Origin of the sequence: Saccharopolyspora indica (assembly GCF_027853965.1) — a bacterium.
GTDB lineage: Bacteria > Actinomycetota > Actinomycetes > Mycobacteriales > Pseudonocardiaceae > Saccharopolyspora > Saccharopolyspora indica.
Map to the genome: position 1 here is coordinate 60,548 of NZ_JAQGLB010000002.1, position 24,620 is coordinate 85,167.

Consider the following 24,620-nt stretch of genomic DNA (forward strand, 5'->3'; position numbering starts at 1 on the left):
GCGCGGCCAGGTAGCCGAACTCGGTTCCACCCCGCGTGGCCGGGAACACCACCAGACAACACGCTGCGGCGAGCGCGCAGGCACCGGCGAACACGAGAAGCATTCCGCGCCAGCCGATCTCGTCGGTGAGCCACCCGCCGACGATCCGGCCCGCGAGAATTCCCGCCGAGATCCCAGCCGTCACCACGCCCAGAACCGTCGCGCGTCGATGCGGGGGAGCGAGCCGGCCCGCGACGGAGCTGAGGCCCGCGCCCACAGCCGAACAAGCTCCGACCACGCCGATCACCGACCCCAGCACCCACACGTTCCCCGCCGCAGCGCTCAACCCCGACGCGGCTGCCAGAACTCCGAACTGCGCTGCGAGAACGCGCCCAGGCGAATAGCGGTCGACCAGCGGCACGAGGAAGCTGAGCCCGACCAGGTACCCGACCGGCCCGCAGGCGAGCGCGAGCCCGACAGCGGCGACCTGGGAACCCAGCGAGACCGCCACCTCCGCGATCGCGGGCTGCAGCGGGTAGATGGTCGACGTCCCGAGAGCAGCCGCGAGCGACATGAACAGCACGACAGGACTGCGGAGCGGAGCCGGGACGGGTGCCTTGGCGAGAGGATCAGCGTTCACAGCGATCGACCGTATGAAGCGCCCCTGCTGGGAGCTGGCGGAATTTCGACGTCACCATCGCCCCGCGCGGCGGAACCGACGGTCAGCAACACGGCCCAGGCGAGACTCCTCCGCCAGGACGTCGTGGACGATCCCGCTTGGGCCGAACACCCTTGCCCCTCGCGCTCGTGGGCGTCAGGTGACAGGAAGGTTCCCATGCTCGCAGCCGGTTGGCGGTGACAGGAAGGTTCCTTTCCTCTGCCGAGACCAAGTGCTGTGGGACGAAGCGACAGTGCGGTCGGCGAACCCGGACGAGGGGACCGTCTCCGCAACCGCGGGCGTGACCCGCGCCGGGTGGGCGCACCGGCGCCCACCCGGCACCGCCCGTCAGAGCGTCGTCGATCGCCTCGGGCACCAGGTGACGGGCAGTTCGCGCACCCGGTAGAACACGGCGTTCTCCTCGAACCCCAGCTCCGCCGGTGGAACAGCCAACCGCAGCCCGGGAACGCGGCGCAGCGCGTCGAAGACGACCTGCAGCTCCAGCCGGGCCAGCGACTGGCCCAGGCACTGGTGAGCTCCGAACCCGAAAGCGACGTGGTGCCGCGCTTTCCGCCCGACGTCGAGAACGTCCGGCTCCGGAAAGGCCGAGGGATCCCGGTTCGCGGTGCTCTTCACCGCGATGACGCCCTCGCCCGCCCGGATGAGCTGCCCGCCGATCTCGATGTCGGCGCGCGCGACCCGGCGGGCCTCGGTGTGCGTGATCGAGAGGTAGCGGAGGAGCTCCTCGACCGCACCGGCGACCAGCGCCGGATCGCTGTTGCGGCGCACCAGCTCCCACTGCTCCGGGTTCGCCATCAGCGCGGCGAGCCCCAGCGCGATCGCGGACGCGGTGGTGTCGTGGCCTGCCACCAGCAACAGCTGCCCCGCCACGGCGATCTCCCGCAGCGACATCGCACCGGAGGCGTACTGCTCGACGGCCAGCCTGCTGAGCAGGTCGTCCGCCGGCTCGGCGGCCTTGGCCACGACCAAGGACTCCAGGTACGCGTTCAGCTCCTCGCTGGCGGCCACCGCGAGAGCCGGATCGGCCTGGTCCATGACCAGGGTCTGCGCGACTTCCTGGAAGAAGGCGCGATCGGCATAAGGCACGCCCAGCAATTCGCAGATCACCAGCGACGGAACCGGTAGTGCGAACGCTGCCACCAGATCGGCCGGATTCGGGCCATCGAGCATGCCGCTGAGCTGGTCGTCGACGATCCGCTCGATCCGCGGCAGCAGCCCGGCGATCTTCCGCACCGTGAACTCGGGCGCGAACAACCGCCGCTGCGCGAGGTGCTCCGGCGCGTCCATCTGCATCAACGTCCGCATCCGGGAATCGCGCGCCCGGCTCACCGCGTTCGTGTGCGGGAAACCGGGCTGTCCGGGATCGACGCTGACGCGAGGATCAGCGAGCAACGCCCGCACGTCCGAATAGCGGGTGACTACCCACGGCTCGCTGCCGTCCCACAGCTTCACCCGCGAAACCGGGGCTTCCCGGAATCGGCGGCTCAGCTCCGGCGGAGGGGCGAAAGGGCACCCCGCGGCTCGGGACATCGGGAACTCGGACATGAAGTCTCCTTTGGACTCAACTGCGGACGGTGGCACGCGAGCGGGAGGCGGTCAGCGGAGCGGCGATGAGCGCGGCAGCGGCGAGGATGCCGAAACCGACGGTCAGCGCGGTGGTGTAGCCGTGCACGCTCGCGACGTGGCTGCCTGCGTCCGGATGGGAGGCAGCGGCGCTGGTCGCGATGCTGTTGAGCAGGGCGGTGCCGAGCGCTGCCCCGATCTGCTGCGCCGCGTTGTAAGCGGCCGAGGCCGCACCCACCTCGTGACCGGCGATGCCCGCGGTCGCCAGGCTGGCGGTGGGCGGCAGGACGCAGCCGAGCCCAAGCCCGGTCAGCGCCAGAGCGGGGACCAGGTGCAGCGCGACGTTCGTGCTCTCCGGAGTCAACAACGTCAGCACGAACATCCCGGCGGCCGCGAGGATGAGCCCGGGCACGATGAGCGCGGCGGGAGCCCGCCGCTTCCCGGCGATCAGCGTCGAACCGACCACTGCGGCGACGGCGTTGATGATCAGCAGCAGCCCTGTCCGGACCGGCGACCAGCCCAGGACGGTCTGCGCGTAGTAACTCGTGAACAGGTAGAAGCCGAACATCGCGACGAACATCAGCAGGATCGAGATGAACGCCCCGCCACGAGCGCGATCGCGAACCACGTGGATGGGCAACAGCGGACGCGGAACCCGGAGCTCCACGACCACGAACCCGACGAGCAGCAGCGCACCGCAAGCCAGCAGCGCGAGCACCACCGCCGAACCCCACCCGCGTGACTCGGCTTCGCTGAACGCGAAGACGACCGAAGCGAAACCCGCGGTGGACAGCACCGCACCGGCGACATCGAGCCGCCCGCTGCTCGGCGGATCGCCCTTCGGCACGAACACCGCACCGGCCAGCGCGAGCGCGACCACCGGAACGTTGATGTAGAAGCACCACCGCCAGCCGGCGTGCTCGGTCAGCAACCCACCGGCGATGAGGCCGACCGCTGACCCCGCCGCCCCGACCCCGGCGAAAACCCCGAACGCGCGCCCCCGCTCCCGCGATCCGGTGAACGTGCTCGCCAGCAACGACAAACCAGCCGGAGCGAGCAGAGCGGCGAACGCCCCCTGCAGAGCCCGCGCTCCGAACAGCATCCCGGGGTTGAAAGCGAGACCACCGAGCGCGGACGCGACGCCGAACCCGACCAGCCCGACGACGAAACCGCGCCGGTGCCCCAAGACACCGCTCACCCGCCCACCGATCAACAACAACCCGCCGAACGCCAGCGCATAAGCGGTGACCGCCCACTGCCGATTGGCATCGGAAATCCCGAGCGCGCCCTGCGCGGAAGGCAGCGCGATGTTCACGATCGTCCCGTCCAGCACCACCAGCAGCTGAGCCGCGCTCACCACCGGAAGCGTCCACCACCGACGCGCGGAACAACGAGAAGTCCCGCCATTTCCCGAATTCATGAATTCGAGCCTGTCATTGAACTGACCCCGGAAACCTGGGCGCGCACGAGCAGCCCGTTCCAGCCGTCACAAGGCGGAAACTCGCAACCCGCACTTCAACCCCGAGGCGAGTTGTGCTCGACGAGTGACAGGAAGGTTCCCATGCTCGCGCGTCCGCCGCGCGGCTCTGGGCGCGGATGACAGGAAGGTTCCCATGCTCGCACCGGTCCGAGCTGACAGGAAGGTTCCCTTCCTCGCGGCGGAGCCGGGGCTGCCGGTGGGAATTCCGGCAGCGGGAGCGGCACCGGAAATCGTCCGGCGGAAAGCGGCGGACCGATTCGGGAAAGAACCCGGAAACCGCGGAATTGGTCCGCGTGAGATGGAGGCGAAAAGAAAGTGGCCCCGGATCTCAGGGATCCGGGGCCACTCGGTGGAGCGGGTCGGGCTCAGAGGGCGTCGGCGACCTTCGCGACCGTCGGGTACAGCACGCCGGTGATCTGGTGCACCGGCTTCGCCGGGACGCGGCTGGTGAGCTGGTTCGACAGCTCGCTGGCGCCACCGCCGAGGCCCTTGTTGAGCTCGGCCAACGGCGGGATCTTGCCCACCGCGGGCAGGAGCTCGTCGGGCTTGGGCAACGGCATCGGCTGGCCGGGGGAGTTGAGCGGGTTGCGCGCCAGCGTCGGCGCGACCACGCCCACCGGGCTGGCCACCGGCTCCGCCTCGAAGCCTTGCACGGCGGTCGCGTCGACAGCGGTGTCCACCGCGGAAACACCCTGGTGACCGGGCTTTCGGGGGCCGACTTCGGCGTCGAGCAGGGTGGCGTTCGGGGTCCGCTGGTGGAGCACGCCCAGGTGCTCGGGGGTCGCGGAAACGCCGATGGTCGGCCGGGTCTTGGTCATCCCGGTCAACCGGTTGCCCTCGGCGAAGACGTGGCTCAGCACCTGGTTCGGCTTGCCAGGTGCCAGCAGCGGACGGCCGTCCCGCAGCTCACCGGCCACCCCGTGCCCGGTGGTGATGATGTCCACGCCGACCTGCTTGACCAGGTTCGGCGAGCTCGCGTGCAGCTGCGCGTCCGCGCACGGGGCCTTGACGGGGTTGAACCCGGCACCCTTCTGCATCTGGCAGGCGTTGACCGGGGCGGTGAACCCGACCTGGTCCGGAATCGACGACAGGTCCGGCTTCGGCAGATCGGTGGTCTCCGCGGCGGAGGCGGCACCGGTACCGACTGCGGCGAACCCCGCGGCCACAACGGCTGCCTGTACTGTGCGCGTGGTCCAGGGGCGCAAGATCTGTTCTCCTAGGGTCGGATGCGTTGGTACAGCTGACTCGGTATCGGGAGACCCTGAGAAGATCTTGACCCCAGCGCGCCGGGGACAACCTGAACGAGTGAATTCAGGTGTTCAGCGGAGGTTCTGGGTGAGGCTCGGCGCGAACAGCGTCATCAGGTGCTCGGTCGCCTTCTCCGGGGTGACCTCGGGGCGCTGCTCCCGCCACAGCGCAAGCCGTTCGCAGGCGCCGATGATCGCCTCGGCGAAGGCCTCCAGCTGCTCGTGGTCGAGGTCGGGGCGGGCGGCTTTCAGCAGTCCGGAGGTGAAGTCCCGCTGCTGCAGCCGGATCGCTTCGAGCTCGGAGCTCACCGAAGCGCTGGGCACGGCGGCCTCGTTGCGCAGCAACGCCCAGGCCTGCGCGTGCTCGTCGCCGAACTTGAAGAACGCCAGCAGGCAGTTGTACATGAGCTGTTCCGGGCTCTCGGCGCCGGCGGCCGCGACGGTGCTGGCCTCGATGAGCTCCCGCTTGCACCGCTTCAGGCAGGCCAGCAGCAAGCCTTCCTTGGAGCCGAAGTACTCGTAGAGCATCGGCTTGGACAGACCGACCCGCGCCGCGATGTCGTCCATGGAGGTCGCCTGGTAGCCGTCGGCGGCGAACACCTCCTCGGCCACGGCCAGGATCTGCTGCTCCCGCTCAGCTCGCGACATCCGCTTGCGCCGGCCGGTTGATGCCTGCTGGGTCTGCACGAAATCAACCCTACCGCAAGTAACTTACTCGTAGTAACCTACTGCTGAGTAGATCAGTCGTGCCGGTGTCCGAGGAGGCCCTGATGGCGCAACGGCAGTCGAAGGACCAGCGCAGTTACCGAACGTCGGTGGTCATCGTGGGGACCGGGTTCTCCGGCCTGGGCATGGCCATCAAGCTCAAGCAGGCCGGGATCGAGGACTTCATCGTCCTGGAGAAGGCCGAGGACCTCGGTGGCACTTGGCGCGACAACACCTATCCGGGCTGCGCCTGCGATGTGCCGTCCCTGATGTACTCCTTCTCGTTCGAGCAGAACCCGAACTGGTCCCGGATATTCGCCAAGCAGGGCGAGATCTCGGACTACCTGCAGCACTGCGCGGACAAGTACCGGGTTCGCGACCACATCCACTACGGCGTGGAGTTCTCCGGTGCCGAGTACGACGAGGCCGCCCAGACCTGGCGCGTGAGCACCGCGGACGGCACCGAGTACGTGGGCAAGGCGCTGGTCTCCGGCGTCGGCGCCCTGCACATCCCGAGCTACCCGGAGCTGCCGGGCGTGCAGGACTTCGAGGGTGAGGTGTTCCACTCCGCCGAGTGGAACCACGACTTCGACCTGGAGGGCAAGCGCGTCGCGGTGGTCGGCACCGGCGCCAGCGCGATCCAGTTCGTGCCCCAGATCGCCAAGAAGGTCGCCAAGCTGCACCTGTTCCAGCGCACGCCCCCGTGGATCCAGCCCAAGCCCGACCGGCCGGTCCCCGAGGCGTTGCAGCGCCTGTTCCGCCGGGTGCCGCTGGTCCAGAGGGCGGCCCGGGCCGCCCTCTACTGGACGCTCGAGGCGCGCTACTTCGCGGTGTTCAACAAGCACCTCGGCAAGCTCTCCGAACACCTGTCGAAGCGCTACATCCGCAAGGCCGTCAAGGATCCCGAGGTGCGCGCCGCGGTCACCCCGGACTACTCCATGGGCTGCAAGCGGATCCTGCTCTCCAGCGACTACTACCCGGCGCTCAACCGCTCCAATGTGGACCTGGTGACCAGCGGTGTCGCCGAGGTGCGGAAGAACTCCGTGGTCACCGGTGACGGCCAGGAGCACCCGGTGGACGCGATCATCTACGGCACCGGCTTCCACGTCACCGACGCCTTCGACCACCTGACCATCGTCGGCCGCGACGGGCGCAAGCTCCAGGACGCGTGGCGCAACGGGATGGAGGCGTACCTGGGCGTCGCGGTCTCCGGCTTCCCGAATCTGTTCTTCCTGCTGGGGCCCAACACCGGGCTCGGCCACAACTCCGTGGTGTTCATGATCGAGTCGCAGCTGAACTACGTGCTCGGCGCCCTGCGCGGGATCTGCCGCGGCAAGGTGGCCCAGCTCGACGTCCGCCAGTCGGTGCAGGACGACTTCAACAGCGAGATCCAGTCCGAGCTCGGCGACGCGGTGTGGTCGGCAGGCGGCTGCCGCAGCTGGTACCTCGACGAGAACGGCGTCAACCGAACCATCTGGCCGGGCTTCACGTGGAAGTACTGGCTGCGCACTCGAAAGGTGGATCCTGCGGACTTCGAGATCACCACGGCGCGGGGTCGTTGAAGCTTCGCACGGACGTTCGATATAGTGGTGCGGTCACTGCCGAGCAGCCCCTCCGGGGCTCACCCTTGAGCAAGGTGTGGCCATGTCACCGCTGTCGTCCGACGAACTGCGCGAGATCCGCGACGAGCTGAACGCCGGAACCACGCCGACGGTGTGGTTCACCGGCTCCGCCATTGGTGTCCCGGAAGGACGCTCGGGCAAGGTGATCTCGCTCGGCGAACCGGCCGAGGGCGACTTCATCCAGGTCCGCCCGGCCGGTTCGAAGGACGTCCTGTCCTTCTCCGCGGCGGAGGTCACGAAGGTGAAGCCGCCGCGCAAGCGCGCCGCCGCGCCCGAGCCGGCGAAACCGGCCCCCAGCGCGGCGAAGCCCAAGACGGTGGGAGCGACCCTGCCCAGGGTGACGACCGCGGCGCAGGCGAAGCCCGCCCCGAGCGCGGCGAAGCCGGCCGCGGACGCGGCGAAGCCGAGTGCCGAGGAGAAGTCGGCGACCCGGCGCAAGCCGCGCCCGCCGAAGCCGGTCGGCGGAGCGACGGTGATCCTGACGGCCGACGATGACGGTCAGTGGAGCGTCGAGGTCAGCACGTCCAAGAAGCGGGTGCTGAAGCCGACCCCGGTGCAGGCCGGAGCGGTGGCGCAAGCGGCCAAGGAACTGCACGAGGACGTCGCGGCGGCGGTCGAGCCGCTGATCGAAGCTGCCCGGGAGCAGCAGCGGGCCCGGGTCGAACAGCTCCGCGCGGAACTGGCGGCGGCCGAAGCGGCCCTGGACGACCTCCGCTCCTGACCAGCCCGGCTCGCCGACGCGAGCATGGGAACCTTCCTGTCGCCGCTCCCGCATGCCCACGTGTCTGATGCGAGGAAGGGAACCTTCCTGTCATTGGCACGCCCGGTGACGTGAGGATGGGAACCTTCCTGCCATCCACGGCTAGGGTGCCCGCGTCTGGTGCGAGCATGGGAACCTTCCTGTCATCCGCGTGCCCGCCGGAGGCCGCGACCGGCGGAGCGGAGTCGCACCGCGCGAAGCAGTGCGAACTCCGCTCGCATCAGGACGGCATCACTCGATCTCGGTGATCGCGCTCTTGGTCTGCTGGCCGCGGTCGGTGGGCGGGATCCGGTCGTAGTCGGCCGGGTCGAGGTTGTCGACCTGCCCGCTCGCGATCGACGAGAGGATCCCGTCGAGACCGATGTAGACCGTGCGGGTCAGCATCCCCCGGTGCTGCTCACCGAGGTTCTGGGTCTGGCCGCGCACCTCGAACAGCACCGCGCCGCTGCCGTTGAGCTGGAACGAACCGAGGCCCGTGCCGGGCAGGTTGGTGTCCTGCGGGTACAGCGTGATGTTGCCGAAGTCGGGGTTCTGGTTGGCCGCCGCCTGCAGCGCGTTGTAAGCGGCCACGTTGAGCTGCTTGGAGTACTCGGGCCGGAAGGTGTCGGCGAACTCGGCGTACGCCGCGCCCTCGGGAGTGGCCGGATCGGCGACGAACTTGCCGGAAAGGCTCATCGTCACGAAGCGATCAGTGCCCGGGACCGTGTAGCAGGCTCCCTGGTGGTGCAGGTCGATGTAGGTGTCGACCGTCCCGAACTCGTCCCGCAGCGACCGGTACACGTCGCGCACTGCCTGCGTTTCAGGGCTGATGAACCAACCCGGCTGGTCGCTGGCGCCGGGGAAGTCCTGCGGCTGCGGCTGGTAGTCGAGGTTCGGGTTGTAGTCGCGGTTGATGTCGAAGCCCGGGCGCTGCGAGTAGTCGTCCCCCTGCCGCGGCTCGGTGTAGTAGTTCCACGGGGCCTGCGCGGTCGCCAGCTGCGGGAAGCGCGCCTGTGCTTCCTCCCACGTCATGTCGTTGCCGCGCCGGTCCAGCGCTCCGGCATCGGGGTTGATCTTCGGCATGGCCACGACGGTCAGCTGCTCGCGGATCTTCCTGGCGTGCGCGGAGTTCGAAGTGCCCAGGTAGTCGACCAGGTCCAGAGCCGCGTCCGGGCCGGTCTTCTCGTTGCCGTGGATCTCGGCGGTGATCAGCACCACCTTCGGTCCGGTGCCGACCCGGGCCAGCAGCATGTCGCGGCCCTGGTTGGATTCGCCGACCTTCTCCACAGCGACCCGGCCCGCACTGACGCGCTCGATCCGGTCGAGCTCGACCAGGAGCTCGTCGTAGCTGGTGAACTCCGAGATCGGGTTCTCCCGCGGCTCCTCGCTGCACGGCGGTGGCGCTGCCGAGCTCAGCGGTGCGGTGGCCGTGGCGGGGACGAACGCCGCTCCCGCGACCACGGCGGCCAGTGCCAGTACTCGCATCCGGTGCATCCAGAACTCCTTGCCGTTGCTGGGACGGCCTCAGCCAAACCGATCGCGATCAAAGCCACAATCGGCCAGCAGTGGACATCTCGGGCAGTGGGCGGGGATGGACAGATGGCCTGGTTCAGGCCTATCAAGTAGCGGTGCGAGCCTCGGTCGAACCACGTGAGCGGAACAGAACACCCCTGCAGCACGCCTCGTTCCGGTTGCTGCTGGTGGCAACGGTCGGTGGCTTCGCCGGGTACATCCTGCTGATGCCGGTGCTGCCGCTGTGGGCGGTGGTGGGTGGGGCCGGTGAGATCGCGGCCGGCGCGACGAACGCCGTCTTCATGCTGGTGACGGTGATCACACAGCTCTGCATGCCGTGGTTGCTCAAGCGCATCGACCACCGCATCGCCTTCGGCCTGGGCACGCTTCTGATCGGTCTGCCCACACCGCTTTACGCGCTGTCCAGCGACCTCTGGTTGCTGCTCGGGGTGTCCAGCGTGCGGGGCATCGGATTCGGGCTGCTCACCGTGACCGGTGCCGCTCTCGTGGCGGAACTCGTACCGGTCGAGCAGCGCGGCCGGGCGGCCGCTCTCTACGGGTTGTCGATCGGTCTGCCGAACGTGGTCTTCCTGCCGGTAGGGGTGTGGCTGACCCAGCAGATCGGATTCGCCCCGCTGTTCTGGATCGCGGGTGTGCTCCCGGTGGCCGCCACGAGCGTGCTGTTCGGCATGTCCCGCGTGCGGGCCCGTGAATCCGCGGGCAAGTCGAGCGCCACGACCTTCCCGCTCGTGCTGCTGCCGTCGTGGACGGTCATGACCGCGGTGGCGGTCGGCGCCGGGGGCATCATCGCCTTCCTGCCGCTGGCCATCGGCGAGTCGGTCGCCCCGGCGGCGCTGATGACCTTCGGCGCCGCCACGATGCTCGGCCGCTGGGGCGCGGGCCAGCTCGGCGACCGGCTCGGCCAGCACCGCATCCTGGTCCCGGCGGTGCTGCTGGCGGGGCTGGGCGCCGGACTGCTCGCGGTGGCCGCGTGGGGCACGGACCCGATGGCCCTGCTTGGCGCGGCCGCGTTCGGCTGCGGCTTCGGCGCGGTGCAGAACACGACCCTGGTGATGATGTTCGAACGAACCTCGTCCGGCGTGGCCAGCACGGCCTGGAACATCGCCTACGACGCGGGCCAGGGGGTCGGCTCGCTCGGCTTCGGCATCCTGATCGCCATGTCCGGCTACCCCCTCACATTCGTGATCATGGCAGTGCTCATCGGTGCCTGTGCGCCGCTGGCCTTCGGCCGCCGGCGTGGTTGAGAGGATGGGAACCTTCCTGTCACCGATGGCCGCACCGCCGTCTCCAGGCTGCGAGCATGGGAACTTTCCTGTCACAGCCGCACCCCGCGAGCGCGGGTTGCGAGCATGGGAACCTTCCTGTCATCCGCCCCTGGCGAAGGACCTGAACAGCCAGGAATGTGATTGCGAACACATCGCCCGTGATCTGTTGATGGAGGGGTGCAGGGGAGCGGCTTGCTGCCGTGAGCGGTGCGTGACGAAGCCGGAGGTTCCGTCTAGGCGCGAGCGCCTAGAATGCGAAGTGTGTTCCGCAGCCTCTTGACCCCGCGCTGGCTGCTTCTGCATGTGCTGTTCATCGCAGCCACGGTCACCACCGGCTTTCTGGCCGTGTGGCAGTGGGACCGCGCGCACGAGGCCGGCGGGAGTTTCCAGAACCTCGGCTATGCGCTGCAGTGGCCGCTGTTCGGCGCGTTCACGATCTTCCTGTGGATCCGCGTGGCGCGCATGGATCTGAGCCGGGAGCGGGAGGAATCTGCCCAGGAGGCCGAGGTGGACGCTTCCGCTGGGCAGGCGGTGGCGCAGCCGGAGGTGCGCCGGAAGCGGCCGCTGGTGCCGCCGCCGGCGCCGCGCGTCGATGCTGATGACGATCCGGAGCTCGCCGAGTACAACAAGTACCTGGCCGAGCTCAACGAGGCGGACCGGCGCGCTAGTTGAACGTGATGCCGCCGTTTATCTCACGGGCCTGAACCAGGTTCTTGACCTGCCCGTGGTTGAGGTTGACCACGCCGCCTTCGGTGGCCGAGATCGCGTTGTGCACGTCAGCGCCCTCGGCGCGCAGCTGCTCGGCGAACTCGGCGTCCTCCGCGCACACCTGGTCGAGCCGCTCGGCGAGCGCGGTGATCCGCGGCTGGTCCCCGCTCTGCTCTGCGGCTTCGAGTGCGGCCTTCGTCTCAGGATCGCGCTCCGACCTTCGCCGGATGAGTTCTTGCACCTTCGTCAGCGCGGCCTTCCCGGCCGCACCCAGCGCCGTCGCCGCTTGCCCGGCGAGTGCGGTGGCCAGCGAATCCAGGAATGGATCGGTCATTTCTCCTCCACGCGATCGACTTGGCTGGTCACCAAGTGTAGTGATCTCGACCGCCGGGGTGGGCGTGTTCGAGCTCGCTGGACCGTTCGGTGCATCGTCGGTTGGAACCACCGATGTGATATCAACGAATTGGCTGGCAGTGCAGAGGCGCAGGTGTCGACCGGGGCTGCTGATGCGGTCGTCGACGGGATGCTCTCCGGCTGGCCGGTGAATCGTGAGGCGGATTCCAGGTGGGCGCTTCGACCGGCGGTCGGTGGTCGAGCCGGGTGGACACTTGATGATTGGGGCAGGCGTGCGCAGCGGCGTGCTGTTGAAGATGTTCGGGTTGTGCGTCCTGGCCGGCGTACTGGTGGCGGCGTTACTGCTGCCGATGGCGACCGGCGCCGGGGCGATGGTCAACCAGACGACCGACGCCATGTCCAAAATGTCGAGTTCCCTTGCGCGGCAGGACATGCCGCAGGTGTCGACGGTCACCGACAAGGACGGCGAACCGATCGCCTACTTCTTCGACGACTACCGCGTCGAAACCGGCTCCGACGAGATCTCCGAATACATGAAAGCGGCGATCACCGCGGTCGAGGACAAGCGCTTCTGGGACCACGGCGGCGTCGACTGGCACGGCACGATGCGCGCGCTGGCGACCAACCTCAGCAGCGGTGAAGCGTCGCAGGGCGCATCGACCATCACGCAGCAGTACGTGAAGAACTACCTCGTGCACGTGGTCGCCGGCTCCGACAACCCGATCGAGGCCGAGAAGGCCAAGGAGACGACGATCGCGCGAAAGCTCCGCGAAGCCAAGATCGCCGTCGAGCTCGAGCGCACCATGACCAAGGAGGAGATCCTCACCGGATACCTCAACGTGGTGCCCTTCGGCAACCAGACCTTCGGCGTCGGCGCGGCCTCGCAGACCTACTTCGGCACCACACCGGACAAGCTGACCATCGCCCAGTCCGCGCTGCTCGCCGCGATCGTCAACGCGCCGGGATCGCTGAACCCCAACAGCAACCCCGAAGACGCGAAGCGGCGGCGCGACCTCGTCATCGACCTGATGACGGACCCCACCAACAACAAGTTCATCACCAAGGAAGACGCCGAGCGCGCCAAGCAGGAGCCGCTCAACACGCTGTCGCCGCTGGGGCGCCCGCCGAACGGCTGCGTCGGCGTCGGCGACGGCACCACCGACGGCTTCTTCTGCACCTACGTCGTGGACTACCTCGACAACCTCGGCATCGACCGGAAGATGCTGAAGACCGGCGGCTACACCATCCGCACCACGCTCGACCGCAAGTCCACCGACGCGGCCAAGGCCGCTGCGGAAGCCCAGGTGCCCACCCAGACCGAAGGCATCGCCAACGCCATGGCGGTCGTCGAACCGGGTCAGGAGAAGCACAAGGTGCGGGCGCTGGTCGCCAACCGTGACTTCGGCAACGACGCGAGCAAGGGGCAGACCGCTTACGACATCGTGAGCCGAGTGCAGCCGTTCGGCGCGGGCTCGGTCTACAAGGTGTTCACCGCTGCCGCGGCGATCGAGCAGGGCATGAGCATCCACGACGTGATCGACGTGCCCGCCTCCTACACCTCCCGCGTCTACCGCAACGGCAACGCGCCGTACACGGTCAGCAATGCCGACGGTGTGGCACCTGGGCCGCGGACGCTGCAGATGGCGCTCGCGACCTCGCCCAACACGGCGTTCGTGGCGCTCTCCGAACGTGCTGGCCTCGACAACGTCGTCGACATGGCAGCCCGCCTCGGGCTGCGTCGCGGGATGAACGGCGTGAACACCAGCGGCCAGAGCCTGAAGGCGGACGGATCCAACGGGCCGTCCCAGGCGGAAGCGATCAAGAACGGCAACCGCGGAGCGTTCACCCTCGGCTACACCCCGACCAGCGTCCTGGAGCTGTCCAACGTCGGAGCGACGATCATGAGCGGCGGCATGTACTGCCCGCCGACCCCGATCGAAGAGATCAAGGACCGGCTGGGCAACCCGGTTCCGCTCAACGAGGCGAAGTGCGAGCGAGCAGTGTCCCCCGAGGTCGCGGCGGCGCTGGCGCAGGGCATGAGCAAGGACGACACCGACGGCACCTCCCGCGCCGCCGCGCAGGAAGCCGGCTGGTCGCGGCCGATGATCGGCAAGACGGGAACCACGCAGGCGCACCAGTCGGCGGCGTTCCTCGCAGCCACGCCGCAGTTCTCGGGTGCGGTCCTGACCTACTCCGACGGTCGCATCCCGCAGGGCATCTGCGACGGCGGCGGTAGCGAGCCGCCGCGCCTCTGCGGCAAGAACGGCGGCAACATCTACGGCGGCAAGGTGCCGGCTCGAACGTGGTTCGCGGCGATGAACCGGATCCACGAAGGCCTACCGGTGGCCCCGCTGCCCTGAGGCCGAGGTAGCGCCTGCTGAAGCATGGGAACCTTCCTGTCACTCGTTGACGGGGAGGTTCCCTTCTTCGTGCCTGGACGACCAGGCCCGGTCTGAGAGCATGGGAACCTTCCTGTCAGGCGGCTGGCAGGAAAGTTCCCACGCTCTCAGCACTCAGCTTGGCCTCAGAAACGGTTGGCAGAATGCTTCCGTGAGCACCGAGCAAGATCGAGTCGATGTTCGCGGCGTTGTCAGCTTTGTCGTGATCGCATACCTGCCGGCGTGGCTGTTGACCTTGCCGCTGTGGCTTACCGGCGAAGGATTGTCGTGGTCCTGGGCACCGGTGGTGCTCCTCGTCATGATGTTCATGCCCGCAGTGGCCGCACTGGTGGTCAGCAAGTGGATAAGCCCGCGCCCCCACCCGCTGCGCAGCATCGGACTGACCAACCCCGGTGGCATCAAGAAGTGGTGGCCGCACGTCCTGATCGCTTGGCTGGGACCCCCGCTGGCCATGGTGCTCGCGCTCCTCGTCGGCTACCTGCTCGGGATCTACAAGGCCGACTGGACGGGCTTCTCCGGGCTGTCCGAGCAGTTCGGGACCGGCGTGATCGGTGCTGAGCCGCAGACCTCGCCGGGAACGCTGGCGCTCATCCAGATCGCCCAGGTATTCGGGCTGGGCTGGTTGCAGGTCATCCCTGCTCTTGGCGAAGAGCTCGGCTGGCGCGGATACCTGGTGCAGGCCCTCCTGCCGCTCGGACAGCCCGGGGCGTTCCTCACCACCGGCGTGCTCTGGGGACTCTGGCACGGTCCTGTGCTGATCCTCGGGTTCAACTACCCGACAGTTCCGATCGTGGTCGCGTTCATGATGATGATGTTCTTCTGCATCCTGGTCGGAACGCTGCTCGGCTGGCTCCGGCTGGCCACCGGAAGTGTCTGGCCGGCAGCGATCGCCCACGGCTTCCTCAACGCGGCAGCCGGCTTGACCATCGTCTTCAGCGAGGCCGGGCACGCGGTCGACAACGCCTCGGTCGGGCTCCTCGGCTGGACCGGCTGGATCGTCCTGGCCCTGCTCATCCTGGTGCTCCTGCTGCTCGGCAAGCTCCCGGTGCGATTCCAGGTGGAGAAGAGCGGAATATCCCGTGGCGTCAACCGCCGCAGCCGCCGATGATCTGGGGCGCAAGCATGGGAACTTTCCTGTCACCTGCCGCACGTCGATCCCACGACAGCGGTGGGTGAAAGCATGGAGGCATGTTGACGAGTCTGCTGCCCTCCACCCAGCGCGCCCTGCTGCGGCGCCTGGCGGTGGAGCAGAGCGAGAACCGGGTCCCCTCGCTGATCGCGGGGCTGGTCCGGGATGGTGAAACGATCTGGGTCGATTCCCGGGGCAAGGTCGGCGGGCGGCCTTCGAACACCAACACCCAGTACCGGATCGGTTCGATCACGAAGACGTTCGTCGCGGTGCTCGTGATGCGCCTGCGGGATGAAGGCCGGCTCGACCTGGCCGACAGGCTCGACGACTACTTGCCGGGAACCGCGATCGGCAAGCGCAGCATCGGTTCGCTGCTCGCGCAGTCCAGTGGGCTGACAGCGGAGCCGGCCGGCCAGTGGTGGGAACGGACGCCCGGAGGCGACGCAGCCGAGCTGCTCGCGGGAATCGATGAGAGCGCACTTCGCCCCACACCGAACCACGGCTTCCACTACTCCAACGTGGGCTTCGGCGTGCTGGGAGAGCTGGTTTCGCGGCTGCGCGGTGCCCCTTGGCACGAGGTGATGCAGCGCGAGATCTTGGCGCCGCTGGGTATGAAGCGCACCACTCTGGAACCGGTCGCTCCGCACGCCGAGGGCTTGGCCGTCCACCCGTGGGCGGATGTCGTGCTCTCCGAACCGGCAGAAGACGCGGGAGCAATGGCCCCGGCGGGCCAGCTGTGGTCGACGTTCGACGACATGGTCACGTGGGTGCGGTTCGTGGGCGGGGACACCGGCGAAGTGCTGCACCCCGACACGGTCCTGGAAATGCGCTCGCCCGGTTCGGTCGACGACGGTCCGGAATGGCGGGGCGGCTACGGGCTCGGGCTGCAGCTGATGCGGCACCGGGGACGGCGGCTGGCCGGGCACACCGGGTCGATGCCCGGATTCGTCGCGAACCTCTGGTCGGATCCGGACGACGCCACTGGCGTGATCTACCTGGCGAACACGACCTCCGGGATGAGCGGGACGTTCTCCACGGACCTGCTGGACCTGCTCGCCCAGCACGAGCCGCGAATCCCCGAAGCCTGGGAGCCCAGCGCGGACGTGGACATGCGGCTGCTGGAACTCACCGGTGAGTGGTACTGGGGCCCGAGCCCCTACGCGCTGCGGATCCGTCCAGATGGCCTGCTCGACCTCGCCCCGTCGAAGGGCCGGGGCCGGGCATCGCGGTTCCGCGCCAACTCGGACGGCACCTGGACCGGTCTGGACGGCTACTACGCGGGGGAAATCCTGGAGATCGGCAGGGATGCGGAGGGCATTCCCACCTACCTCAACCTGAACACGTTCATCTTCACTCGCACGCCGTACGCCAGCGAGGCCCCGGTTCCCGGAGGTGTGGCGGGCTGGCGTCACGGCCAGTGATCAGTCCCGCAGGGAGGTGGAGCATGGGAACTTTCCTGTCATCCGTGACAGGAAAGTTCCCATGCTCCGAAGCCCCTCAATGGGCTGGCGCGAGCAGGGCTGCGGCGTGAGGCATGCTGTTCGGTATGTCCGGAGACCTCCCCATCACCAGCCGTTGGCGCATCCCCGCGGCCGAGCTCTCCGAGCGCTTTTCGCGGTCATCAGGGCCCGGTGGGCAGGGTGTGAACACGACCGACTCGCGGGTCGAACTTTCCTTCGATCTCGCTAGGTCGACGTCGATGCCCGAATTCCTCCGGCAGCGAGCCGCGAACCGACTTGCGAAGCGGCTCGTCGATGGTGTGATCACGGTTGTGGCGTCGGAGAACCGTGCGCAGCTGGCCAACCGTCAGGCAGCCAGGCAGAGACTGGCCGCCTTGCTGGCGGACGCGGTCGCTCCGCCCGGGCCTGCACGGCGACGAACCAAGCCGACGAGGGGATCCCAGCAGCGGCGGCTGACCAGCAAGAAGCAGCGTTCCGAGGTGAAGCGTCAGCGCCGTCGGGGTGATCCAGGCGACTGATGAGCTGCCGATGTGCCACTAACGACTAGCCTCAACAGCAGAACGAGAGCGGAAGGGCACTGCTGATGCGCACAGCGTGGGTTTTGCCGGGCGGTTCCACTTTCGGAGCGATCCAGGCTGGACTGGTCTCCGCGCTTTTCGAAGCGGGTGTTGAGCCAGACCTGCTCGTCGGCACGTCGGCCGGCTCGCTCAACGCTGCCTGGCTGGCGGGCAACCCCTCGCCGAACGGTGCGGCGAAGTTGCGCGAAATATGGACTTCGATGCGGCGAACGGATGTCTTCCCCATCCAGCCGTCGCGGATCCTCGCGGGGAAACTCGGCTTGTCCAACCATGTGATGGGCAATCACGGTCTGGCCCGCTGGTTGCACAACAACCTCCCGTTCCGGCGGTTGGAGGACGCGCAGATCCCGGTGACCGTCACGGCGACCGACATCGACAGCGGTGATCCCGTTTACTACGAGTCGGGCCCGGCGTTGCCGCCGCTGGTCGCGTCGTGCTCGATCCCGGGGATGTTCCCGCCCGTGAAGATCGGTAACCGGTGGCTCGTCGATGGTGGTCCGGCGGTTTTCATGCCGATCAGCCGTGCCGTCGAGCGAGGAGCGGAACGCGTCTTCGTGCTGCCGTGCGGTGGAACGGAACGCTTCGAGTACAACCAGTCGAAACGCGGAATCGGTGCGATCGCGACCTGGCCGACGCCGAGGGTTCCACCGCGATCGGTGGGCGGGGTGAACGGTGCCGCACTCGGCGCGGCGATGCTGTCCGCGGCAAGACTGGACATGCAGTTGAACGCAACGCGCTGCGAGCTCTACATCGTCCCCGCCCCATCGGTGGTGGGTCTCTCGCCGTACTCGTTCGCGCACGCCAGCGCGCTGATCGATGCAGCTTGGGAGATCGCCCGCCGGTGGTATCCGTCCGCGAAGCCAGTCCCGGAAGGGCCAGTCGACATTGGCGGACACCCGATCGAGGACGGTCAGTTCGGGGTCTCCGACGTCGCCCCGGCGATGCCGTGACCTGATGCGAGCATGGGAACCTTCCTGTCACCCGGCTGCCCGGAAGGTTCCCGCGCTTCAGCTTCGGCCGGATCGAACCTCGGCGAGTTCGTCGACTGCCAGCCGTTCGGCAGGGGCTGTTGCCGGGCGAGCCAGGCTGACCAGCACGTTTACCGCGATGTTCGTCACTAGTCCGATCAGGCCGGCGTTGATGCCGAGCCACGGATCGTTCCCGGTGCTGACGAGCACCGCCACGACGACCACACCCACCACGAGTCCGCTCGCTGCTCCTGCGACCGTCATTCGCTTCCACAGCAGGCTGATCAGCACCACTGGCAGCAGCTGCGCCAAACCTTGGTAGGAGAGCACCGAGAGCTGTACCAGCGTGCTCGGCGAGATGAAGGTGAACAGCAAGGCGACCAAGCCGACGAGGAACGTCACCAGCTGCGCGAGTCGCTTCTGGTGAGGAGCGGTCCGCGGATGCACTCCCAGCACCGAACGGCCCCACATCGTCCCGATCACGAGCATGAAGACAGCCATCGGGACGATCGATGAGAGAGCTCCGGCGACACCGACCAGCCCGACCATCCACGCAGGCATGGAATCGACGACGAGCTCGAACATGGCGAGGTTCGAATCGCTCAATCCCGGAACCACGAACACCGCGGCCAGCCCCAGGAGGATGGGGACGAACAGCAAGACCTGGTAGAAGGGCATGATGATCGCGTTGCGCCGGAGCACACCGGGGTTCTTCGCACCGAGGTAACCGGCGACCGTCGTCGGGAAGATCGTGTAGACAACGCCGTTGAGCAGTCCCGTGGTGGCGAACCACAGCATCCCCAGGGACTCCTTGCCCTGGCCCGGCAGAACGAGCCATTGTGGACGTTCGGCGACGAGACGATCCAACATCGGGCCGATCCCGCCGAAGTAGTGCACGGGAACGTAGATGAAGACCGCCAGCAGGGTGATGATCACCAGGCTGTCCTTGAGGATCGACACCCATGCGCTGCCGCGCAGCCCGGAGAAGATGATGAACGCCTCGGTCACCACGAAGGCGATGAGGTAGCCGGTCCCCAAGCTGATCGTTCCGTAGCTGATCGTGGAGACGACGACGCCCATTCCCGTGATCTGGAGCTGGATGTACGGCAGCAGGAAGACGGTGGTCAGGACCGCCACAGCCGCGCCGAACCAGGGTGAGTCGAAGCGGAACGAAGTGATGTCGGTGATGTTGTGCAGGTTGTTGCGGTGGGCGTAGTGCCACAGGATCGGGCCGATGATGTAGCCGACGGCGAAGCCGATCGCCAGGTAGGCGGGCAAGTAGAACACCGGCATGCCGTAGTCGTAGGACCAACCCGCCGCACCGAGGTAGCTGAAGCTCGTGTAGGTCTCACCGGCCATGAGCACGAAGATCAGCACCACGCCGAGGCTCCGGCCGCCGACCGACCATTCGGCCAGGTTCGCCCGATCCCGCCCGCGTAGCGAGAGGAGGCCCAGAACGATCGTGCCGATCATGAACACGCCGAACACGCCGATGGAGACCACAGCGTTCGAGCTCATTCGGAATCACCCCGATCGCGATCCCTGTCAGCCCGCCACAGCGGATCCTTACGCGCCGCGAGCCAGATGCAAGCAGGGGTGAGCAAGGTTGCCACCAGCATCCAGAACATGAAGAAAGGCAGGCCCAGAACGACCGGATCGACCCTGTTGTACAGCGGAAGGGCCACCAGGTAGAGCAGGACCGGCCCTGTGAGCCACCACAGCGATTTGCGTTTCTTCAGCACTAGTCCCTCCGAGGACCGCATCCCAACACGGCGAGAAAGCTTCGACGGGTGACAGGAAGGTTCCCTTGCTCGCACCGCACCACGCCAGGGGACGTCGGGTTCGTCACGAAGTCTGCAACGGGAAGGACGGCGAAGCCAACCAGGCTCCTGGGACCGACTCGTCCTATCGGATGCATGCGTCGCGCAAGGCACGGTGCCCGGATGCAGCGAGACGGTTGACTGCGATGTGTCGACATCATCAGTCGTCAGAGCTGTTTCGGGCATGCGGTGGCAGAGGTCGCCGATGGGCACCGACGGCGACCACTTTCCCGCCCTGAACCGTCAAAGCAGGTAGTGGGTGATCGGCCTGCGGCTGGTCAGCCATGACTGTCCGTTCAGCTGTGACCAGCACTGGCCGTTGTCCGGTGGTATCCACGGCACCTCCACCGACTGCTGTCGATGCATGGCATCGTGCCTGCTGTCACCTCTGGGCACCAGACGTTTGTTGCCTGCAACCTCAAGCAGCAGTGCGTTGCACCGTGTTGGCTGGTCGTGCTGGACTCGCTGCGAGCCCGGGCAGAGGCGTCGTGCCGCCCTGAAAGGTGCGCAGGATCGCGCGTGGCACTGCTGTGCCTCGCCGGCAGCCGAGCTCCATTTCAGTGATCAGGTCGTTGAGCTTGCAGCGGGTCTCCTTGCGGATCGCGTCGTGGAGCAGTCGTTGGGTGAATGCCCGGGTGCGGAAAGTTCGGGCACCATCCATCACTGCCCGAACTGGCGGGGCTACCGGAATCCCGTTCACGTAGGTGGGTTCCGGAAGCCTGGTGGTGCGTTCGAATCGCGTACCGGTGTAGCTCTGGATCTTCCGGCCGTGCGGGATCAGCACGTGCACTTCCACGTCGTTGGGTGAGGTTGTGATCCCATGCAGGTGGGCAGCCACGAGGCCGGTGACCACGGCACCTGGACCGGCACGAAGCAGCGCAGCTTGGATGCGATCGTGAACCGTCGGCGGCCCAGGTGCGACCAGCACCACGCCAGGAGCGAGGCGCGTCCAGGGGCCGTCGGCGCGGGCACGTCGATACGTCGTTGACTGGGAGATCCCGAGCTTCTCGATTTCCACGACGCGGTACACCCGTCGCTGGAAACGCGATTCGATTGCGTTGGTCGTTTTCTGCATGCTCTGCAATATCCGACCTCCGCAGCTCATGGTCCGGGAGGTTTCTCGGTTCTGGTCCCGTGTCGGGCACCTGAATCCTCGATCGGTGAGCTATGAGGTGAGCATGGGAACCTTCCTCTCACCAGCCTGACAGGAAGGTTCCCATGCTCGGCCCGACTGCACACGTGGTCCTGGTTTGGGTGGTAATCAACAGCTTGAGCCAAGGTGGTTCTCAGGTTCGCGGGGCAGGCTCGGTGCATGACGACGAGCAGAGGCCCCGGCGAAATGCCGGAACACGGTGGTCCTGAGCGTGACTTCGCTTCGGGAGGGGGATCCGTAGGCGGACACGAGAGCGCTGCTGCGGCTCATCCGATTCCAGGTGTCTCTCCTGGCCAGCCGCTTACAGCTGAACGTCGACGGTGGGGAGCTCTGGTCGCCGTTGCGCTGGTGGCGGGCGTTATCGGAGGTGGCGTCGGGTTGGGCGGCGGGATGTTGCTCGCGGACTCGGGTAGCTCGTCGGCCGTGTTGTCCCAGCACGATCCTGTGACCGGAACTCAGGTGAATGCGGAGAACGGAACGGTGCAGTTCGCGGCGAGCAAGACCTCTGCGAGCACAGTGGACATCGCCGTTCGCTCGGGGCGTAGCGGTGCTGAAGGAACCGGTGTCATTCTGACTCCGGACGGCTACGTGCTGACCAACAACCACGTGGTCGACGGCGGCGGTCAGATCGCTGTCACACTGCCAGACGGAACGGTCAAGAGCGCGCAGGTCGTCGGCACGTCACCGTCCTACGACCTCGCTGTGATCAAGCTTGATGGTGCTACTGGACTCACCCCTGCTGAGCTCGGCAAATCTTCCTCCCTGACCGTCGGGCAGCAGGTGGTCGCCATCGGGTCTCCGCTCGGGCTGGAGGGGACCGTCACGTCCGGAATCGTCAGCGCCATGAACCGCACGGTGGAAGCCAAGGGCGACAACGGCCAGCCCGTCATCTACAACGGCATCCAGACCGATGCGTCGATCAACTCGGGCAACTCGGGCGGACCGCTGGTCAACTTGGACGGCCAGGTGATCGGGATCAACTCGGCCATCCTCTCCAGCGGGCAGAACTCGGGGAACATCGGATTGGGTTTCGCGATCCCGATCGACACCGCCAGCCGGGTGGCCAACGAGCTCATCAACGGCGGTGTGGCGACCAAGCCCCAGCTGGGAGTCACCGGAACCGACAGCGGCACCGGTGCAGCATCGGTCAGCTCCGTCGTATCCGGATCTGCAGCGGAGCAAGCCGGTATCAAGGCCGGTGAAACGGTCACCAAGGTCAACGGGCGCAACGTCAGCAGCTTCGCCGATCTCGTCGCCCAGATCAGCGCGAACGCACCCGGGGCGAAGGTCACCCTCACCGTGACCGATGCTCAGGGCAACAATCCGCGCGATGTCGAGGTCACCTTGGGCAGCCAGCAGGACAAGGCTCCGCAAACCACGGGCCAAACCGACTCCGGCTACGAACAGCAGGACCCCTACGGCTCACCTTACGGCTCGGTTCCCGGTGGGCGCTGAGCGTGCGCGAGCATGGGAACCTTCCTCGCGATGACAGGAAGGTTCCCATGCTTTCAGCCGTTCAAGCGGTGCGTTGGAGCCACCACTTCATGGCGTACTCGACGAGGGTGATGAGCGCCTGCTGGGTGGAGCCGCGGTTGCGGGCGTCGCACGTGACGATCGGCACGTCGGCCGGGATCGCGATTGCCTCGCGGACTTCTTCGACGCGGTGGCGCAGCATGCCGTCGAAGCAGTTCAGGCCGACGATGTAGGGCAGTCGGCGGTCTTCGAAGAAGTCGATGGCCGAGAAGCAGTCCGCCAGTCGCCGGGTGTCCACGAGCACCACGGCGCCGATCGCGCCGCGCACCAGGTCGTCCCACATGAACCAGAACCGCTGCTGGCCGGGTGTTCCGAACAGGTAGAGGATCAGGTCGGTGTCCAGGGAGAGCCGGCCGAAGTCCATCGCCACCGTGGTGGTGTTCTTGTTCGGGGTGGCGTGCAGATCGTCGATGCCGCTGCTCGCTTCGGTCATCACGGCCTCGGTCGTCAGGGGCACGATTTCCGACACCGACCCGACGAACGTCGTCTTGCCGACGCCGAAGCCGCCTGCGACGACGATCTTCGCCGAGGTCGCGGTTGTGGGCCTGGTGGTGGGGTGCCCAGGTCGAGATCGCGTTTCGGGGGTCATTTCTGCCAACCTCAGTTGTCGTGTCGAGCTGGTGTCCTGCGCTGCGCCACGAGGCCCGCGCCGGAGGAGTCAGAGTCGGCGGAGACCGCTCAGAACCCTCTCCATCAACATGAAGTGCGATGTGGTGCCGGATTCGCTGACCGTTTGGTGCACCGTGACCAGCCCCAGATCGGCCATGTCGCCGACCAGGACCTTCGCCACGCCCAGCGGAACACCGAGCAGCGCTCCGACCTCGGCCACCGATCGGGGGTGGCGGCAGATCTCGGCGATCGAGTGGTGCTCGATCCGCTGCAACCGGCTCGGGTGGCAGAACTCGCTGGTCGAGACGAGGGTTTCCAGTTCCAGGCGATAGTTCGAGCGAGTCCGCCCACCAGTCCAGGCGTACGGCCGGATGTAGGTGGCCGAGGTCTCCTCCTGCACTGGTTCAGCTGGTTGTGGTGCTTCTTCGGCCTCCCGAGGCCACGGCGGTTCCGGCACGGGGGGTTGTGCCGGGGCTTGCTGCTCCACCTGTTCTGGCGCGCGTTTGCGCCGACGGCCGCGTCGTCCGCTGTCGAGGGTGAACCGGTTGAAGACCTCGGCGAAGGCGTCCGCCTGGGGTGACTCGTGGTCGTCCCAATGGTGTCGCCCGGATGATTCCGGACCTGTGCTCATGCCGTCCTCACACTGACTGGCCAGTCATCACCCGACTTGATCCTTGCAGCTGAGAGCGCAGTTCAGGGGTCAGGATCTGTCCGACTCGTTCGACCAGCAACGCCATCTCGTAGGCGATGAGGCCCATGTCGCAGTGCGGTGCGGCGAGCACGGTGAGACATGAGCCGTCGCTGATCGCCATCTGCAGCATGAGGCCGCGTTCCATCTCGACCACGGTTTCGCTCACCGTGCCCGCTTCGAAGCACCTCGCCGCTCCTTGAGTCAGGCTGAGCAGTCCGGATGCGACCGCGGCGAGCTGATCGGCGCGATCGGTGGGAAGTTTCGCCGACGCTGTCAGCAGCAGTCCGTCCGCCGAGACCACCACGGCGTGCGCCACGCCGGGGACTCGCTCGGTGAAGTCGGTGACCAGCCAGCCGAACTGGCTCGGTTGGGAGTTGTTCGCGTTCATTGGCGTTTCCTGTCCTCC

At 67.3% G+C, this 24,620-nt stretch carries 22 protein-coding genes and 1 pseudogene; 10 read left to right on the forward strand and 13 right to left on the reverse strand.

Features of this window, described 5'->3' with window-relative positions; all coding sequences use genetic code 11:
* Nucleotides 1-58 precede the first annotated feature (58 nt).
* The 5 genes and pseudogenes from OU416_RS04115 to OU416_RS04135 form a co-directional block, all read right to left on the reverse strand.
* Nucleotides 59-553 (reverse strand): annotated as a pseudogene (locus tag OU416_RS04115) (MFS transporter); the annotation flags it as partial.
* 432 nt (nt 554-985) lie between these two features.
* A complete protein-coding gene (locus OU416_RS04120) occupies nt 986-2,203 on the reverse strand; it encodes a cytochrome P450 (protein WP_270925470.1) in 1,218 nt (405 codons plus the stop codon).
* Nucleotides 2,204-2,219: 16 nt separating this feature from the next.
* Nucleotides 2,220-3,578, reverse strand: a complete 1,359-nt coding sequence (locus tag OU416_RS04125; RefSeq protein WP_270925471.1) for an MFS transporter — start codon at nt 3,576-3,578, stop codon at nt 2,220-2,222.
* A gap of 488 nt (nt 3,579-4,066) precedes the next feature.
* Entirely contained in the window at nt 4,067-4,906 is an 840-nt protein-coding gene (locus OU416_RS04130; RefSeq protein ID WP_270925472.1) for a hypothetical protein, read from the reverse strand.
* A gap of 114 nt (nt 4,907-5,020) precedes the next feature.
* Nucleotides 5,021-5,635 (reverse strand): TetR/AcrR family transcriptional regulator, encoded by a 615-nt coding sequence (locus tag OU416_RS04135; RefSeq protein ID WP_270925473.1) that lies wholly within the window; start codon nt 5,633-5,635, stop codon nt 5,021-5,023.
* Nucleotides 5,636-5,718: 83 nt separating this feature from the next.
* Here OU416_RS04135 and OU416_RS04140 point away from each other — a divergent pair, with 83 nt between their 5' ends.
* Nucleotides 5,719-7,215, forward strand: coding sequence for a flavin-containing monooxygenase (locus OU416_RS04140; protein WP_270925474.1), 1,497 nt, complete (start codon nt 5,719-5,721; stop codon nt 7,213-7,215).
* An 82-nt stretch (nt 7,216-7,297) separates the two neighbouring features.
* Nucleotides 7,298-7,996 carry a DUF6319 family protein gene (locus tag OU416_RS04145; protein ID WP_270925475.1) on the forward strand — a complete coding sequence of 233 codons (699 nt, stop codon included), beginning with the start codon at nt 7,298-7,300 and terminating at the stop codon, nt 7,994-7,996.
* A 270-nt stretch (nt 7,997-8,266) separates the two neighbouring features.
* Here OU416_RS04145 and OU416_RS04150 read toward each other — a convergent pair whose 3' ends face one another.
* Nucleotides 8,267-9,508, reverse strand: a complete 1,242-nt coding sequence (locus OU416_RS04150; protein WP_270925476.1) for a M14 family zinc carboxypeptidase — start codon at nt 9,506-9,508, stop codon at nt 8,267-8,269.
* 206 nt (nt 9,509-9,714) lie between these two features.
* On the opposite strand from OU416_RS04150, the gene OU416_RS04155 reads away from it, so the two are divergent.
* Both OU416_RS04155 and OU416_RS04160 read left to right on the forward strand, forming a co-directional pair.
* Entirely contained in the window at nt 9,715-10,791 is a 1,077-nt protein-coding gene (locus tag OU416_RS04155; RefSeq protein WP_270925477.1) for an MFS transporter, read from the forward strand.
* A 282-nt stretch (nt 10,792-11,073) separates the two neighbouring features.
* Nucleotides 11,074-11,484 (forward strand): hypothetical protein, encoded by a 411-nt coding sequence (locus tag OU416_RS04160; RefSeq protein WP_334270986.1) that lies wholly within the window; start codon nt 11,074-11,076, stop codon nt 11,482-11,484.
* Here the strand turns inward: OU416_RS04160 and OU416_RS04165 are convergent.
* The gene (locus OU416_RS04165; RefSeq protein WP_270925479.1) at nt 11,477-11,854 is read right to left on the reverse strand and encodes a hypothetical protein; all 378 of its coding nucleotides are present in this window, start codon (nt 11,852-11,854) and stop codon (nt 11,477-11,479) included. The genes OU416_RS04160 and OU416_RS04165 overlap by 8 nt on opposite strands.
* A gap of 277 nt (nt 11,855-12,131) precedes the next feature.
* Here OU416_RS04165 and OU416_RS04170 point away from each other — a divergent pair, with 277 nt between their 5' ends.
* The 5 genes from OU416_RS04170 to OU416_RS04190 all read left to right on the forward strand — a co-directional run bounded on the left by OU416_RS04170 (nt 12,132) and on the right by OU416_RS04190 (nt 18,390).
* Nucleotides 12,132-14,234: a transglycosylase domain-containing protein gene (locus OU416_RS04170; RefSeq protein WP_270925480.1), complete on the forward strand. Its 2,103-nt coding sequence runs from the start codon at nt 12,132-12,134 to the stop codon at nt 14,232-14,234.
* Nucleotides 14,235-14,334: 100 nt separating this feature from the next.
* Nucleotides 14,335-15,381, forward strand: coding sequence for a CPBP family intramembrane glutamic endopeptidase (locus tag OU416_RS04175; RefSeq protein ID WP_270925481.1), 1,047 nt, complete (start codon nt 14,335-14,337; stop codon nt 15,379-15,381).
* 80 nt (nt 15,382-15,461) lie between these two features.
* Nucleotides 15,462-16,823: a serine hydrolase domain-containing protein gene (locus OU416_RS04180; RefSeq protein ID WP_270925482.1), complete on the forward strand. Its 1,362-nt coding sequence runs from the start codon at nt 15,462-15,464 to the stop codon at nt 16,821-16,823.
* 125 nt (nt 16,824-16,948) lie between these two features.
* A complete protein-coding gene (arfB, locus tag OU416_RS04185) occupies nt 16,949-17,380 on the forward strand; it encodes an alternative ribosome rescue aminoacyl-tRNA hydrolase ArfB (protein ID WP_270925483.1) in 432 nt (143 codons plus the stop codon).
* Between the two features lie 65 nt (nt 17,381-17,445).
* The gene (locus OU416_RS04190; protein WP_270925484.1) at nt 17,446-18,390 is read left to right on the forward strand and encodes a patatin-like phospholipase family protein; all 945 of its coding nucleotides are present in this window, start codon (nt 17,446-17,448) and stop codon (nt 18,388-18,390) included.
* Between the two features lie 57 nt (nt 18,391-18,447).
* On the opposite strand, the gene OU416_RS04195 is transcribed toward OU416_RS04190, so the two are convergent.
* The 3 genes from OU416_RS04195 to OU416_RS04205 all read right to left on the reverse strand — a co-directional run bounded on the left by OU416_RS04195 (nt 18,448) and on the right by OU416_RS04205 (nt 21,303).
* A complete protein-coding gene (locus OU416_RS04195; protein ID WP_270925485.1) occupies nt 18,448-19,926 on the reverse strand; it encodes a sodium:solute symporter family protein in 1,479 nt (492 codons plus the stop codon).
* On the reverse strand, nt 19,923-20,150 hold the full coding sequence (locus OU416_RS04200) for a DUF3311 domain-containing protein (RefSeq protein WP_270925486.1): 228 nt from the start codon (nt 20,148-20,150) through the stop codon (nt 19,923-19,925). The genes OU416_RS04195 and OU416_RS04200 overlap by 4 nt, the downstream gene beginning before the upstream one ends.
* A 496-nt stretch (nt 20,151-20,646) precedes the next feature.
* On the reverse strand, nt 20,647-21,303 hold the full coding sequence (locus OU416_RS04205) for a hypothetical protein (protein WP_270925487.1): 657 nt from the start codon (nt 21,301-21,303) through the stop codon (nt 20,647-20,649).
* A gap of 468 nt (nt 21,304-21,771) precedes the next feature.
* Here OU416_RS04205 and OU416_RS04210 point away from each other — a divergent pair, with 468 nt between their 5' ends.
* On the forward strand, nt 21,772-22,836 hold the full coding sequence (locus OU416_RS04210; protein WP_270925488.1) for a S1C family serine protease: 1,065 nt from the start codon (nt 21,772-21,774) through the stop codon (nt 22,834-22,836).
* Nucleotides 22,837-22,897: 61 nt separating this feature from the next.
* Here the strand turns inward: OU416_RS04210 and OU416_RS04215 are convergent, their stop codons facing one another.
* From OU416_RS04215 to OU416_RS04225, 3 genes are all read right to left on the reverse strand, one after another.
* Nucleotides 22,898-23,503, reverse strand: coding sequence for a GTP-binding protein (locus OU416_RS04215; protein ID WP_093357111.1), 606 nt, complete (start codon nt 23,501-23,503; stop codon nt 22,898-22,900).
* 69 nt (nt 23,504-23,572) lie between these two features.
* Nucleotides 23,573-24,154: a DUF742 domain-containing protein gene (locus OU416_RS40265; RefSeq protein WP_372907210.1), complete on the reverse strand. Its 582-nt coding sequence runs from the start codon at nt 24,152-24,154 to the stop codon at nt 23,573-23,575.
* A gap of 7 nt (nt 24,155-24,161) precedes the next feature.
* Nucleotides 24,162-24,602 (reverse strand): roadblock/LC7 domain-containing protein, encoded by a 441-nt coding sequence (locus tag OU416_RS04225; protein ID WP_093160007.1) that lies wholly within the window; start codon nt 24,600-24,602, stop codon nt 24,162-24,164.
* Nucleotides 24,603-24,620: the final 18 nt, after the last annotated feature.

Coding starts and splice junctions, on each gene's coding strand:
- OU416_RS04175 (WP_270925481.1), top strand. CDS start 14,335: ATGGGAACCTTCCTGTCAGGCGGCTGGCAGGAAAGTTCCCACGCTCTC.
- OU416_RS04215 (WP_093357111.1), bottom strand. CDS start 23,503: ATGACCCCCGAAACGCGATCTCGACCTGGGCACCCCACCACCAGGCCC.
- OU416_RS04165 (WP_270925479.1), bottom strand. CDS start 11,854: ATGACCGATCCATTCCTGGATTCGCTGGCCACCGCACTCGCCGGGCAA.
- OU416_RS04150 (WP_270925476.1), bottom strand. CDS start 9,508: ATGCACCGGATGCGAGTACTGGCACTGGCCGCCGTGGTCGCGGGAGCG.
- OU416_RS40265 (WP_372907210.1), bottom strand. CDS start 24,154: ATGAGCACAGGTCCGGAATCATCCGGGCGACACCATTGGGACGACCAC.
- OU416_RS04225 (WP_093160007.1), bottom strand. CDS start 24,602: ATGAACGCGAACAACTCCCAACCGAGCCAGTTCGGCTGGCTGGTCACC.
- OU416_RS04140 (WP_270925474.1), top strand. CDS start 5,719: ATGGCGCAACGGCAGTCGAAGGACCAGCGCAGTTACCGAACGTCGGTG.
- OU416_RS04145 (WP_270925475.1), top strand. CDS start 7,298: ATGTCACCGCTGTCGTCCGACGAACTGCGCGAGATCCGCGACGAGCTG.
- OU416_RS04180 (WP_270925482.1), top strand. CDS start 15,462: ATGTTGACGAGTCTGCTGCCCTCCACCCAGCGCGCCCTGCTGCGGCGC.
- OU416_RS04210 (WP_270925488.1), top strand. CDS start 21,772: ATGTTGCTCGCGGACTCGGGTAGCTCGTCGGCCGTGTTGTCCCAGCAC.
- OU416_RS04205 (WP_270925487.1), bottom strand. CDS start 21,303: ATGCAGAAAACGACCAACGCAATCGAATCGCGTTTCCAGCGACGGGTG.
- OU416_RS04195 (WP_270925485.1), bottom strand. CDS start 19,926: ATGAGCTCGAACGCTGTGGTCTCCATCGGCGTGTTCGGCGTGTTCATG.
- OU416_RS04120 (WP_270925470.1), bottom strand. CDS start 2,203: ATGTCCGAGTTCCCGATGTCCCGAGCCGCGGGGTGCCCTTTCGCCCCT.
- OU416_RS04170 (WP_270925480.1), top strand. CDS start 12,132: ATGATTGGGGCAGGCGTGCGCAGCGGCGTGCTGTTGAAGATGTTCGGG.
- OU416_RS04190 (WP_270925484.1), top strand. CDS start 17,446: ATGCGCACAGCGTGGGTTTTGCCGGGCGGTTCCACTTTCGGAGCGATC.
- arfB (WP_270925483.1), top strand. CDS start 16,949: ATGTCCGGAGACCTCCCCATCACCAGCCGTTGGCGCATCCCCGCGGCC.